This is a genomic window from Pseudomonas sp. 14P_5.3_Bac1, from assembly GCF_025466135.1.
Taxonomy (GTDB): domain Bacteria; phylum Pseudomonadota; class Gammaproteobacteria; order Pseudomonadales; family Pseudomonadaceae; genus Aquipseudomonas.
This window is the reverse complement of record NZ_JANLOF010000071.1, coordinates 19,506-32,410: the sequence shown is the minus strand read 5'-3', so window position 1 is coordinate 32,410 and position 12,905 is coordinate 19,506. Positions and strand designations below refer to the sequence as shown.

Annotated in this window: 15 protein-coding genes; 9 read left to right on the top strand and 6 right to left on the bottom strand. The window is 61.8% G+C overall.

The window, feature by feature from the left end:
- Positions 1–58: 58 nt before the first annotated feature.
- A complete protein-coding gene (locus NTD89_RS18890; protein WP_145166114.1) occupies positions 59–889 on the bottom strand; it encodes an IclR family transcriptional regulator in 831 nt (276 codons plus the stop codon).
- Between the two features lie 240 nt (positions 890–1,129).
- Here NTD89_RS18890 and NTD89_RS18885 point away from each other — a divergent pair, with 240 nt between their 5' ends.
- Genes NTD89_RS18885 through NTD89_RS18855 form a run of 7 tightly spaced genes read left to right on the top strand, consistent with a single transcriptional unit; the run spans position 1,130 to position 7,569 of the window.
- Positions 1,130–2,158 carry an ABC transporter ATP-binding protein gene (locus NTD89_RS18885; RefSeq protein ID WP_262209040.1) on the top strand — a complete coding sequence of 343 codons (1,029 nt, stop codon included), beginning with the start codon at positions 1,130–1,132 and terminating at the stop codon, positions 2,156–2,158.
- On the top strand, positions 2,155–3,000 hold the full coding sequence (locus NTD89_RS18880; RefSeq protein ID WP_214248528.1) for an ABC transporter permease: 846 nt from the start codon (positions 2,155–2,157) through the stop codon (positions 2,998–3,000). Before NTD89_RS18885 ends, NTD89_RS18880 begins: the two co-directional genes overlap by 4 nt.
- A gap of 4 nt (positions 3,001–3,004) precedes the next feature.
- Positions 3,005–3,799 carry an ABC transporter permease gene (locus NTD89_RS18875; RefSeq protein ID WP_262209037.1) on the top strand — a complete coding sequence of 265 codons (795 nt, stop codon included), beginning with the start codon at positions 3,005–3,007 and terminating at the stop codon, positions 3,797–3,799.
- A complete protein-coding gene (locus tag NTD89_RS18870; protein ID WP_145166111.1) occupies positions 3,799–4,089 on the top strand; it encodes a (2Fe-2S)-binding protein in 291 nt (96 codons plus the stop codon). Before NTD89_RS18875 ends, NTD89_RS18870 begins: the two co-directional genes overlap by 1 nt.
- On the top strand, positions 4,086–5,429 hold the full coding sequence (locus NTD89_RS18865) for an NAD(P)/FAD-dependent oxidoreductase (protein WP_262209034.1): 1,344 nt from the start codon (positions 4,086–4,088) through the stop codon (positions 5,427–5,429). Before NTD89_RS18870 ends, NTD89_RS18865 begins: the two co-directional genes overlap by 4 nt.
- Entirely contained in the window at positions 5,426–6,523 is a 1,098-nt protein-coding gene (locus NTD89_RS18860; RefSeq protein ID WP_262209032.1) for an NAD(P)/FAD-dependent oxidoreductase, read from the top strand. Before NTD89_RS18865 ends, NTD89_RS18860 begins: the two co-directional genes overlap by 4 nt.
- Before the next feature lie 14 nt (positions 6,524–6,537).
- Positions 6,538–7,569, top strand: coding sequence for an ABC transporter substrate-binding protein (locus NTD89_RS18855; protein WP_262209030.1), 1,032 nt, complete (start codon positions 6,538–6,540; stop codon positions 7,567–7,569).
- A gap of 45 nt (positions 7,570–7,614) precedes the next feature.
- On the opposite strand, the gene NTD89_RS29400 is transcribed toward NTD89_RS18855, so the two are convergent.
- Both NTD89_RS29400 and NTD89_RS18845 read right to left on the bottom strand, forming a co-directional pair.
- The gene (locus NTD89_RS29400; protein ID WP_315975613.1) at positions 7,615–7,914 is read right to left on the bottom strand and encodes a hypothetical protein; all 300 of its coding nucleotides are present in this window, start codon (positions 7,912–7,914) and stop codon (positions 7,615–7,617) included.
- A 166-nt stretch (positions 7,915–8,080) separates the two neighbouring features.
- The gene (locus tag NTD89_RS18845) at positions 8,081–8,548 is read right to left on the bottom strand and encodes a hypothetical protein (RefSeq protein WP_306099173.1); all 468 of its coding nucleotides are present in this window, start codon (positions 8,546–8,548) and stop codon (positions 8,081–8,083) included.
- Between the two features lie 176 nt (positions 8,549–8,724).
- Between NTD89_RS18845 and NTD89_RS18840 the strand changes: the two genes are divergently transcribed.
- Positions 8,725–9,213 carry an Hcp family type VI secretion system effector gene (locus NTD89_RS18840; RefSeq protein ID WP_262209028.1) on the top strand — a complete coding sequence of 163 codons (489 nt, stop codon included), beginning with the start codon at positions 8,725–8,727 and terminating at the stop codon, positions 9,211–9,213.
- A 19-nt stretch (positions 9,214–9,232) separates the two neighbouring features.
- On the opposite strand, the gene nadE is transcribed toward NTD89_RS18840, so the two are convergent.
- The 3 genes from nadE to NTD89_RS18825 all read right to left on the bottom strand — a co-directional run bounded on the left by nadE (position 9,233) and on the right by NTD89_RS18825 (position 12,023).
- Positions 9,233–10,048 carry an ammonia-dependent NAD(+) synthetase gene (gene nadE, locus NTD89_RS18835; protein ID WP_262209025.1) on the bottom strand — a complete coding sequence of 272 codons (816 nt, stop codon included), beginning with the start codon at positions 10,046–10,048 and terminating at the stop codon, positions 9,233–9,235.
- 77 nt (positions 10,049–10,125) lie between these two features.
- The gene (gene pncB, locus NTD89_RS18830) at positions 10,126–11,364 is read right to left on the bottom strand and encodes a nicotinate phosphoribosyltransferase (RefSeq protein WP_262209023.1); all 1,239 of its coding nucleotides are present in this window, start codon (positions 11,362–11,364) and stop codon (positions 10,126–10,128) included.
- An 11-nt stretch (positions 11,365–11,375) separates the two neighbouring features.
- Positions 11,376–12,023 carry a nicotinamidase gene (locus NTD89_RS18825; RefSeq protein WP_262209022.1) on the bottom strand — a complete coding sequence of 216 codons (648 nt, stop codon included), beginning with the start codon at positions 12,021–12,023 and terminating at the stop codon, positions 11,376–11,378.
- A gap of 146 nt (positions 12,024–12,169) precedes the next feature.
- On the opposite strand from NTD89_RS18825, the gene NTD89_RS18820 reads away from it, so the two are divergent.
- Positions 12,170–12,862 carry an NUDIX hydrolase gene (locus tag NTD89_RS18820; RefSeq protein WP_262209019.1) on the top strand — a complete coding sequence of 231 codons (693 nt, stop codon included), beginning with the start codon at positions 12,170–12,172 and terminating at the stop codon, positions 12,860–12,862.
- The last annotated feature ends 43 nt before the right edge of the window (positions 12,863–12,905 follow it).

The following is a 12,905-nucleotide window of genomic DNA, read 5'->3' as shown; positions in this document are numbered from 1 at the left end:
TCAAATCTACCAACAGAAGCGCCCGTCCAAAGACGGCCATAGCGCAACGGCACACAAGCTACCCACCAAAAGCCTGCGAAGGCCGACGCAACGTCGGATCAAACGGATTGATCCTCGGCCCGATCGCCGCCGCCTCACGCTTGAGCAACTCCACCACCATCGGCAACCGGCTCGGCCCCAATCGATCACTGATAGTCGCCACACTCAACGCCGCCACCGCAACCCCCTCCCGATTCAAAATCGGCACCGCCAACCCCGCCATGCCTTCCAGCACTCCGGTGTTGCGCGCGGCATACCCCAGGCTGCGCACATTCTCCACTTCCGAACGCAGCAGCACCTCGTCATACAGGTGAAAATCCTTGAGCCGAGGCAAGTTGTAGCGAATCACCGTCTCACGCTCCTCCTCCGGCAAGAACGCCAGAATCGCCAAACTGCCCTGCCCCACACCCAACGCCACACGCCCGCCAATATCCCCGGTAAAGGTGCGGATCGGGTACGGCCCCTCGCTGCGGTCCAGGCAGATCGCATCAAAACCACTGCGTGCCAGCAAAAACAACGAATCACCCAACGACGCACTCAAGCGCAACATGCTCGGCCGCACCAGGTCACGCAGGTTGCCGGTCTTGCCCGCGTTCGCCGCCAGCGCGAAGAACTCCAGGCTCAGGCGATAGCGCTTGCTGCGCGCGTCCTGCTCGACCATCCCCTCGTCCATCAAGCTGCGCAACAGGCGGTGGGTGGTGGGCTGCGACAGCCCGACCTGCTGCGCCAGTTGCGTCACGCGTTCGCCGCCTTCGGGCACCTCGCCCAATGCACGCAACAGCGCGAACACCCGCGACACGCTGCCAGAACCCACTTCTTTGTCGCTGCCATTCCGCTCAGTGGAATCCATATCACATAATCTCGGCGTAAATTCTGCTGAATGAATAAATTGGAAAATAATAGTTCGTTGAGTGAAATTCCATCTTCCGCCCATCCTAGTCTTCGTCCTAATCTGCGTCCACAGGGGCGAAATGAACAACAAACGGCAGCCGACTCGAGATCGAGCGCCACCGCACCCGCAGAACTCTTTTCGCATCTGCCCAAAACAAAAAAGCGCGTTTCGACGCGACTCAAAAGGTGGAACGCAGACATGGCTTTTCTCCAACTCAACGCCTTGAGCAAACGCTACGGCGCCGTCGATGCGGTGGTCGCCACTGACCTTGCGGTAGAAAAAGGCGAGTTCGTTTCCCTGCTCGGTCCCTCGGGCTGCGGCAAAACCACCACCCTGCAAATGATCGCCGGCTTCGTTGATGTGAGCGGCGGGCAGATCCTGCTTGACGGCCGCGACATCACCCACGCCAAACCCGCCAGCCGTGGCCTGGGCGTGGTGTTCCAGAGCTACGCGCTGTTCCCGCACATGACCGTGCGCGACAACGTCGCCTTCGGCCTGAAGATGCGCAAAGTGCCGGCCGCCGAAATCGCCAGCCAGGTTAAAACCGTGCTGGAACTGGTGCGCCTGGCGCCGCACGCCGAGCGCTACCCGCGTGAACTCTCCGGCGGCCAGCGCCAGCGTGTAGCGCTGGCCCGCGCGCTGGTGATCGAGCCGCCGGTGCTGCTGCTCGATGAACCGTTGTCCAACCTCGACGCCAACCTGCGCGAAGAGATGCAGTTTGAAATCCGCCGCATCCAGTGCGCGGTGGGCATCACCACCTTGATGGTCACCCACGACCAGGCCGAAGCACTGTCGATCAGCGACCGCGTGGTGGTGATGCAGGCCGGACGCGTCACGCAGATCGATGCACCGTACAACCTCTACGAACACCCACGCACGCGCTTCATCTCGGACTTCGTCGGCAAGGCCAACCTGCTGCCGGGCGACTACGACGAACTTGGCACCCCACAAGTGCGCCACGCCAGCGGCGACGGCGAGCTGACCCTGAGCCTGCGCCCGGAAAAAATCACCCTGGTGGCCGCAGGCAGCGGGCGCGTGCAAGGCAAGGTGCTCGACAGCTACTTCTTCGGCAGCCAGTGGCTGTACCGCGTCCATACCTCGCTGGGCGACATTACCGTGGTGCGCAGCAACGACGGCAGCGCGCCGCTCGGTTGCGGCGCGGCCGTCGGCCTGGACTGGCACGCCGGCTTGCTGCGCGTGTTGGCGGCAGATGAGGTGCACGCATGAGTCGCGGTTATCTGCTGTCGTTGCCGGCCCTGGCGCTGTTCACCGGGCTGTTGATTCTGCCGCTGGTGATGACGCTTGTGCTGTCGTTCAACGTGTTCGACTACCAGGTGGGCGTGAAGGCGGATGAGTGGACCTTGGCGCATTACCTGTCGCTGTTCAGTGATGCGTACTTCTATGAAATCTTCTGGCGCACCTTCTGGATCAGCGCGCTGGTGACCTTGCTGTGCGTCGTGATCGGCGTGCCCGAGGCTTACATTCTGAGCCGCATGGGCACGCCGTGGCGCTCAATCTTCCTGATCCTGATCCTCACGCCGCTGCTGATTTCGGTGGTGGTGCGCGCCTTCGGCTGGAGCCTGTTGCTCGGCGCCGACGGGCTGGTCAACCAGGTGATCCAGGCCCTCGGCGGGCGTCCGGTAAAACTGCTGTATACGCCGTTTGCGGTGATCATCGCACTGGTGCACGTGATGCTGCCGTTCATGATCATTCCGGTGTGGACCTCGCTGCAAAAACTCGACCCGTCGGCAGAACAGGCGGCGTTGTCACTGGGCGCCAGCCAGGCCACGGTGATGCGCAAAATCGTATTGCCGCAGGTCATGCCCGGCGTGCTGTCGGGCACGTTGATTGTGTTCGGGTTGGCGGCCAGCTCGTTTGCGATCCCCGGCCTGCTCGGCGGGCGCCGCCTGAAGATGGTCGCCACGGTGGTGTACGACCAGTACCTCTCGGAACTCAACTGGCCCATGGGCGCGACCATCGCGGTGGTGCTGCTGTTGGTCAACCTGCTGATCATGCTCAGCTGGAACCGCATGGTTGAAAGCCGCTACAAAAAGTCCCTGGGGGTTTAAGCGCATGTCCAGAAACGGTCCTTTGGCCCTCGGCTTTCACGGCCTGGTGGTGCTGTTCATGATGGCGCCGCTGGTGGTGGTGTGCCTGGTGGCCTTCACCCCGGAAAACACCTTGAGCCTGCCCACATCGGGCTTCTCCCTGCGCTGGTTTCGCGCAGTGTTCGAGCGTGCCGACTTTATCCAGGCGTTCTACAACAGCCTGATCCTGGCGTTTACCGCCGCCACGTTGGCCACGCTGATCGCGGTGCCGGCGGCCTTGGCGATCAGCCGTTATCAGTTCCCGGGGCGCAACTTCTTCAGCGCGTTGTTCCTCTCACTGATCATCATTCCGCACCTGGTGCTGGGCGTGGCGATGCTGCGTTTGTTTGCGCTGATGGGCGTGAATGGCAGCTTCACCTGGCTGATGCTGGCCCACGTGGTGATCATCACGCCGTACGTGCTGCGCCTGGTGCTGGCGGCGGCAATCGGCATTGACCGCAGTGCCGAACAGGCGGCGGAGTCGCTGGGGGCCAGCCGCTTTACGCTGTTTCGCCAGATCACCTTGCCGATGATTTTGCCCGGCGTGGCCGGCGGCTGGTTGTTGGCGTTCATCAACAGTTTCGATGAAGTAACGCTGTCGATCTTCGTCAGCTCGCCGGCCACGCAAACCCTGCCGGTGCGCATGTACGTGTACGCCACCGAGTCCATCGACCCGATGATGGCGGCGGTATCGGCGCTGGTAATTGCACTGACCGCAGCAACCATGATTCTGCTCGACCGGGTCTACGGCCTGGACCGCGTGCTGGTGGGGAAACATTGATGGCGTTGTTCAAACGATTGGCCGAAACCCAGCGACCGGCTGTGGCCTTCACCCTGGATGGGCAACCGGCCACGGGCTTGCTCGGCGACACGTTACTGACCGCCGTGCTGACCTGTGCCGAGCACCTGCGCGGCAGCGATTTCAGCGCCGAACGCCGCGCCGGGTTCTGCCTGATGGGAGCCTGCCAGGATTGCTGGGTGCGCCTGGCAGATGGGCGCCGCGTACGCGCCTGTGCGACGTTATTGGAAGAAGGCCAGGCGATCAGCCGTGACCCGGGGCGCCAGGCATGAAGCCAACAGTGATTGTGGGCGCAGGCCCGGCCGGCATCAGCGCGGCGCGTGCCCTGCTCGACCATGGCGTCACGCCGTGCCTGATAGATGAAAGCCTGCGCGGCGGCGGGCAGATTTACCGGCGCCAACCGGCCAACTTTCAGCGCTCGGCCAAGCAGCTTTACGGGTTTGAAGCCAGCAAGGCCGAGGCCGTGCACCGCACCATGGATGGGCTGGCACCTTTGGTCGACTATCGGCCGGAAACCCTGGTGTGGAACGCCGAGGACGGTCGCCTGGACCTGTTGAATCGCGGCCACGCCGAGAGCATCGAGTACGCGCAGCTCATCGTCGCCACCGGCGCCACCGACCGCATCCTGCCGGTGCCCGGCTGGACCTTGCCCGGCGTCTACAGCCTCGGGGCGGCGCAAATTGCCTTGAAGTATCAGGGCTGCGCCATCGGTGAGCGCGTGGCGTTTTGCGGCAGCGGGCCGTTGCTGTATCTGGTGGCTTATCAATACGCCAAGGCTGGGGCCAAGGTGGTCGCGGTGCTCGACAGCGCGCCGTTCAGCGCGCAATGCCGCGCCTTGCCTGCATTGCTCAGGCAACCGGCGACGCTGGCCAAGGGTGTGTATTACCGCGCCTGGCTCACGGCGCATGGCATTCCCGTGCACCAGGGCGCGACGCTCACGCAGATCGACGGCGAACAACGGGTCAACGGTATTCGTTGGGGCGAGCACACGTTGGACTGCGATGCCGTGGCCTTCGCCCATGCCTTGCGCAGCGAGACACAGCTGGCGGATTTGCTCGGCTGCGAGTTTGCCTGGAACAGCTTGAACCGCGCCTGGTTGCCCGCGCGCGACAGCGCCGGGCGCAGCAGTGTCCACGGCGTGTACCTGGCAGGCGATGGCGCCGGGATCATGGGCGCCGACGCGGCGCACATGGCCGGCGAGCGCGCGGCGCTGGCGGTGCTGGAAGACTCAGGCATTGCCGTCGACCCTCGCCGCACGGCCGTCCTGGAACAGCAACTGGCGAGCATCCAGCGCTTTCGCCACGGCCTGGAAACCGCATTCCCCTTCCCCGAACACTGGGCCGCGCAGGCGCCGGATGAACTGATGCTGTGCCGCTGCGAAGAAGTCAGCGTCGGCGAAGTGCGCGCAGTGGTGGATGAAGGCCACTGGGAAATCAATCGGGTCAAGGCGCATTGCCGCGTCGGCATGGGCCGCTGCCAGGGCCGCATGTGCGGGCTGGCAGCAGCGGAAATTGTCGCCGAGCGCAGTGGTCGCGGAATTGAACACGTCGGCCGCCTGCGCGGCCAGGCGCCGATCAAGCCGCTGCCGTTTGGCGTCGAGGTGCAGCCATGATCGACGTGATCGTGTTGGGCGGCGGTATCGTCGGTGCTTCGGCGGCCTTGATGCTGGCGCAAAAAGGTCAGCGCGTGGCGTTGGTAGAGCGCGACTTTTGCGGCTCGCATTCCAGCGGTGTGAACTACGGTGGCGTACGCCGTCAGGGGCGGCCGTTGCATCAGTTGCCGCTGTCGCAGCGCGCCCATCAGTTGTGGGCCGACTTGCCGGGGCTGATCGGCATCGACGGCGAGTACGTGCGCTCCGGGCATTTGAAGTTGGCGCGCAGTCATGCGGACCTCGACGCGCTGCAGGCCTACGCCGAGCAAACTCGTGGCTTTGGATTGGGTTTGCAGGTGTTGGATCACGCCGAGCTGCGCGCGCGGTTCCCTTGGGTCGGCGATATCGCGGTTGGCGCTTCGCTGTGCCCTGAAGACGGGCACGCCAACCCGCGGCTGGTTTCGCCCGCGTTTGCCCGCGCCGCGCAGCGCCAGGGTGCTGAGGTATACGAGCAGGCCGAAGTGATGCGCATCGAACACGCTGGCCAGCAGTTCCAGGTGCACTGTGCCAACGGTCTGCACCTGCAAGCACCGTGGCTGCTCAACTGCGCCGGCGCCTGGGCCGGGACCGTCGCCGCGCAATTCGGCGAACCGGTGCCGATGACGTCGGCGCACCCGGCGATGCTGGTCACCGAGCCGTTGCCGGTGGTGATGAACGTGAGTACCGGCGTTGAAGGCGGCGGCATTTATGCGCGCCAGGTCGCCCGTGGCAATTGCATTCTTGGCGGCGGCCGGGGCTTTGCGCTTGGCCCGCTGACGGCGCGTCCGGGGCAGGCGGCGGTGCTGGAGATTTTGCGCAACGCAGGCGAACTGTACCCGTTTCTCAAAGGTGCCCAGGCGATACGTACCTGGAGCGGCACCGAAGGTTACTTACCCGATCACGAACCGGTGATCGGCCCCAGCAGCACCCAACCTGGCCTGCTCCACGGTTTCGGCTTTGCCGGCGCCGGGTTCCAGCTCGGCCCTGCGGTCGGTGAAGCCCTGGCAGAGATCGTCTGCAGCGGGGCCAGCCGGCAGCCCATCGAAGCGTTTTCCATCCGTCGTTTCCAAGCCTGAGAGGAAAAACACCCATGCACACACGTATCGCGCTGTCCTGCTTGTCCCTCGCGTTGCTCGCCTCCACCGCGCATGCCGCGCCCACGCTGTACCTGGGCATGAACGGCGGCACCATGGAGCGGGTGTACGCCGACAAGGTGCTGCCCGCGTTCGAAAAGGCCAACAACGTCAAGGTGGTGATCGTGCCCGGCACCTCGTCGGACATCCTCGCCAAGGTCCAGGCCAACAAAGACAACCCGCAAATGCACGTGATGTTCCTCGATGACGGCATCATGTACCGCGCCATCTCCATGGGCCTGTGCGACAAACTCGCACCGAGCGCGCCCCTGGAGCAGATCCCGGCCAAGGCTAAAATCAAGGACGAAGCCGTGGCCGTGACCCTGGGCGTGACGGGCCTTGGCTATAACGCCAAGATGTTCAAGGAAAAAGGCTGGGCCGCGCCCACCTCGTGGATGGACCTGGCCGACCCGCGCTTCAAAGACAAGGTGGTGTTCCAGTCCCTGGCCTCCTCCACCTTCGGCCTGCACGGTTTCCTGATGTTCAACCGTATCCAGGGCGGCTCCGAAACAGACGTAGAACCAGGCTTCAAGGCCTGGCCGAAAACCATCGGCCCCAACGTGCTGGAATACATCGCCAGCTCGGCGAAGATCTCCGAGATGGTGCAAACCGACGAGGCTGCGATTTTCCCCCTGACGCCGACCCAGGTCACCACACAGAAATTGCTCGGCATCCCGATGGAATACGCGCAACCCAAGGAAGGCGCGGTGGTGCTGAACGTGGCCGAGTGCGTGATCGCGCGTAACGACCAGCCGGAGCTGGCGCAGAAACTCGCAGCCTTCTTGCTGACCGCGCAAGCCCAGGCACCGGCGCTTGAAGAAGGCGATCAGATCCCTTCCAACCCAACCACGCCGACCACCGATAAAACCCGCGCGCGGGTGGAGGCCATGCAGGGTTACTTGCAGACGGCGATTTCGATTGATTGGGACCAAGTGAACCAGGCGCGGCCGGAGTGGAATGCGCGGTGGAGTCGCTCGATTGAGCGCTAACCTGAAATAGCGGATTGCTCCCACGCATTTGTGTGGGAGCTAACGTCACTTAGCCCTGGCCCTGCGTGCCTTGGCCTTGAGCTGATTTGAGTATGTTTCGTAGATCGCTCTCGCCGCATTCCGTTGGATGTGGATTTCAAAAAGCTTTTGCCGCATCTCTCGATGGCGGTGCGTATTGAGCAGCAGCAACCCGAAAAGCGGAAACGCGACCCCCAGAGAAAACGCCACGGTATGCGGACGGTATTGAATCATTGGTAGCACCAGCATCAGGGAGAACGCGAAATAGCCCATCAACAAGCTAGCGGCCCATTTGCGACCTCTCGCAATCATGAAGTTGGCAAACACTAAAATAGACTCCAACCAGACACTTCAGCTTGCAGCGATGGCTCCAGGCTACGCAAATAGGTTGTGTCCACCAGGACAGTGACCATAGCGCCTGCGAAGAGGCCCATGAATATTGTGCCCATGAACACTGGAAAGTAACGGATGAGAAAACCGGCAACTGACTCACTCATTCTGCAACTTCTTCGTATAAGCCCACAGCAATGGTCGTCGTGCTGCCAACATGGCCATTTCGATAGCTTCTAATCAGCCCCATCGCACTGCCCACTGAGCCACTCAGTACAACAAGCCAGCCCAACACTGCAGCACCGCAAGACAAGGATGCATTGATCGCTTCAAATACCAGCTGCGACTCCCGCGGCTCATGCTCCAATCGCCGCACATAATCCAAGCGTGCCATCGACGCTGGCATCTCGCGCAAAATCACGCGCTTGGGCAAAACGCTGCAAATCGGCTGAAACTCGCGCAACGTCACCGGCCATAACTGTGAATCGAGATACACCACCCCTGCCCCGGCAATCGCCGGGTCGGCATCAATGGCGGCAAACAGCCGACGCAGGTCCATGCTGCGTTCTACCCGTTCACGGGTGGTGCGGTGGGCGCTGGGGAAACCGTCCTTGAATACGCTGGAAGCCATTCCATTTTTGCTCCTGATTTCACAAGCGCGCAGAGCGTATCTGCCAAGAATGTCGGAAAGTTTCCTTTTTCCAGAAGGCCGCTTCCTGTTGTCACCTTGGAGCCTTGTGGACAATCGTAGGAATCGGAAAAGTACGCCCGCGCCAGTTCCGGCGAACGATCAGACATGGGGCGAGCATGGCAACGGATATGTTTTTAAAGCTTGGCGATATCAAGGGCGAGTCCAGCGACCAGACACATCGTGATGAAATCGATATATCGCGCTGGGGTTGGAGGATCACGCAAGCAGGGTCGATGCACAGCGGAACTGGCGGCGGAGCCGGCAAGGTTGATATGGGCAATATCGCTATCGAAAAGCCCCTGGATAAGTCCACGCCGAATCTGATGATGGCCTGCGCAACCGGCAAGCACTATCCGGGAGCCCGAATTGTGGTGCGCAAAGCGGGAGGCGCCAGCAATGTGGAGTATCTGGTGATCACCTTGAGGGACGTCATGGTGGCCTCCTATGAGACGCGCGCAGCAGCAACCAATGATGTACTGACAGAGGAAATCAGCCTTAACTTTGCCAAGGTTGAAGTCAGTTACCAGCCGCAGAACGCCGATGGCGGCAAGGAGGGTGGACCTGTCCGGTTCGGCTGGAACATTCGCGAAAATATCAAAATCTAGATAACGAGTGATCCCCGACTTAGTCGGGGATCACGGGCAGCGCACGTTTGTGCGCTGTCTTGCGGTAGGCCCCTTCAACAATCGCGCGCACCCGCTCACTCACCGGCTCGCCCATCAGGTAGGCGTCGATTTCTGCATAAGTGCAGCCGTAGGCCTGCTCATCCGCCTTGCCCGGCGCCAATTCTTCGAGGTCGGCGGTCGGTAACTTGTGCACCAGGTTGCCCGGCGCACCGAGGGCGTTGGCCAGCAGGCGCACCTGGGTCTTGGTCAGGCCAGACAGCGGCGCGAGGTCGCAGGCGCCGTCGCCGAATTTGGTGAAGAACCCCATCAACGCTTCGGCGCCATGGTCGGTACCGACCACCAGGGCGTTGTGCAGGTTGGCCACGGCGTACTGCGCGATCATCCGCGTGCGGGCCTTGACGTTGCCCTTGATGAAGTCGACATGCGCCGCGCTGGCTTCAGTGGCCGTCAGGCTGGCCATCAGGCCGTCGACGCTGGCGGCGATATTCAAGGTGTCGATGTGGTCCGGCTTGATGAAATCCAGGGAGGCCTGAGCATCACTTTCATCGGCCTGGGTTTCGTACGGCAGGCGCATGGCGATAAAGCGCGCAGCGTAGTCTTCGCTGCGTAACTGCTCCACCGCCAATTGGCACAAGCGCCCCGCCGTCAGGGAATCGACACCGCCGCTGATGCCCAACACCAGCGCCTTGCAGCCGGAGCTACGCAAGGTGCTTTTGATGAAATTGATGCGCCGCTGAATCTCCTGCGGTTCGCCGCCCTTGACCAGCGCGCGGTTGATGTTCAGTTCCTGGGCGATACGTGCCTGGGTTTGCATATCACACCTCTCTCTATGACTTGGATTGACCTGTGGGAGCGGGCTTGCCCGCGAAGACGGCGTGTCAGTCAACACCGTCAGTGCTGATCCACCGCTTTCGGAAGCAAGCTCCCTCCCACCGAAAACACTTTTGCCGCGTACTGCAAAAACGAGGCGTCTTCACAGACGTTCTTGATCGGGTCATCGGAAAACTTCACCACCGGCTCGCCGTGTACGCGCACCAGTTTCATCACGATGCTCAGCGGTTCCACACCCTCCACGTCGCAGGCCAGGCTGGTGCCCATGCCGAAACCGAACTTGGCCTTGCCACGGATGTGCCGCAGGATCGGCAGGCATTTTTCGAAATTCAGACCGTCGGAGAACATCAGGTCCTTGGTCATCGGGTCGATCCCCAGCTGCTTGTAGCGGGCCAGGACTTTGTCGGCCCAGGCGATAGGGTCACCCGAGTCCTGGCGCAGGCCGTCGTAAAGCTTGGCGAAGTACAGGTCGAAATCCTTGAGGAAAAAATCGGTGCTGATGCAGTCGGTCAAGGCGATGCCGAGGCGGCCGCGGTATTCGCGCACCCAGTTTTCCAATGCAGCGTTCTGGCTCTCGCGCAGGCGCCCCAGTTGCTGGTGCACCATCAGCCATTGGTGGGCCATGGTGCCGATCAGCGGCAGGTCGAATTCGTAGGCCAAGTGCGCGTTGCTGGTGCCGATGAACTGCCCGGGGAAGTCGCGGCGCATGATGTCCACCACTTCGCGCTGGGCCTTGAACGACAGGCGCCGGCGTGTGGAAAAGTCCGAGACGCGCAGGTCGGCCAGCTCCTCACGGCTGAGGTTTTTCTCCAGCCAGTCGAACTTCTGGTAGAGCTTGCGGGTGACGTCTTCCAGGCTCACGTCGGGGTATTTGTCGCGGTTGCGCAGCTCACTGACCAACGCCAGCACCGGCTGTTCAAACATGATGCAGTGCAGCATCGGCCCGACCACGCGGATGTTCAGTTGGCCGTCGACTTCGCTGACGTGGATGTAGCGCAGGTTGAAGCGGAACAGGCCCAGGAAGCGCTCGTAGTCCGGGGTCAGGTATTCGCGAAAGCGTGGGTTGAACAGAAAGCGCAGTTCACCTTCGCGCATCTGCAGGCCGGCGAGTTTCTCCAGCTCGTCGCGCAATTGCGGGATCAGGTGACCGAGTTTTTCTTTGGAACGGACGATGAAGTTGTATTCCACGTCGACATTCGGGTGCTGGTGCAGCACGGCCTGCATCATGGTGAAGGTGTAGTAGTCGGTGTCGAGCAAGCCCTGGATGACCGGGGATTCGTAGTCGTAGGCACTTTCCATGGTGTTTCTCCTTAGCGCGTGGCCATCGCGGCCAGTTCTTCGCGGGTGCTGCTGATGACAGCACCGGCCTTGAGCAACTCATTCACCGCCTGCACGCCGCCCTCTTCGCTGATACCTCGGCAGGCCGGCAAGTGCAGGACCACCTCCAGGCCAGCCTTGAGCAGTTGCAACGCGGTGGTCTTGACGCAGTAGTCCAGGGCCAGGCCACCGACGATCACGCGGCGCACGCCTTGGGCGTTCAAATACTCGATGACGCCAGTGGACAGTTTGTCGTGCAGGTCGTGGTAGCAGGCACCGTAGGGGTGCAGATCGGGTTCGACGCCTTTCCAGATGAAGTAGTCGTAGTCATACGGCGTGGGCAGTTCGTCCAGCAGCGTAAAACCCTCGGTGCCCGGCACGCAGTGGCTGACCCAGGTGACATCGGCGTGGGCCAGGCCGGTGGGTTGCAGCATCTCACTGTGCTGCGTGACCACCCACGGGGCGTGCGGGGTGTGCGCGTCTTTGCTGCCGACACGGTGGCCGGCGAGGCTGGCCATGTAGTTGAGTTCGGCACCGATCCGGTCACCGCCAACCACCGGCAATTCGTTGGGGCACAGCGGCGTGAAGCTCTTCTGGGCGTCGACGTCGAATGAAGCAATGGCAGTTTTCACGAGGGTCATAGTGATTCTCCGGTGGCCTGGAAACAAAAGTACACGTCATGTACTTTCATTGCAAGAAACATTTAGTTATCTATGCTGGAGCAAGTACATGACATAGCTGTTCGATCCGTTAGACTGTGCCCCACCGCTGTTCAGAAGGATTTCCCATGCCACTCAGTGCCTACCTCCACACCGTCGACCTGTGCGTGTTGTTCTATTGCCGTGCCGCCGGAGAATTGAAGCTGCTGCTGAACAAGCGCGAAGCCGAGCCCTTTGCCGGCCATTGGGCGTTACCGGGCGTGGTGGTTAATGGCGGCGTGCAAGATCTGAGCCTCAAGGATGCCGTGGAGCGCTTGCGGGCGAGCGACAAGGTCGGTTTTGATTTGGCCTGGAGTGAGCAAGTCGGCACGGTGGGCGATGCGTTTCGCGACCCGCGCTGCTGGTCGTCGTCCACCTACTACCTGGCGATTGTGGCCGATGACGTGGTGTTGGGTGAGCATCAGGCCTGGTTTTCGCTGAATGCAGTGGCCGATGGCAGTATCAAACTGCCCTTCGATCACAACCTGATCGTCGCCGCCGTGCAGGAGCGGCTGTTTTCCAAGTCGCTGTACAGCAACTTGCCGTTGATGTTTTTGGGCAACGAATTCAGCGCGCCGCAAGCGACCACGATCTTCTCGCGGGTGCTGGCGCGGCCGGTGTTGAAGACCAGTATCCGCCAGCGTTTGTTGAAGCTGACTGAGGCGGGGTATTTGCGTGAGACGGGGCGCAAGAAGAATGGCGAAGGCGGCCGGCCCCAGGCGACGGTGGAGAACCTGAAGCCTGGGGAAGTGTATTTCTTTGATCGCAGTTTTGCTGACTGACCGCTATTGCCTATACAACAAATATCAAAATGTGGGAGCTGGC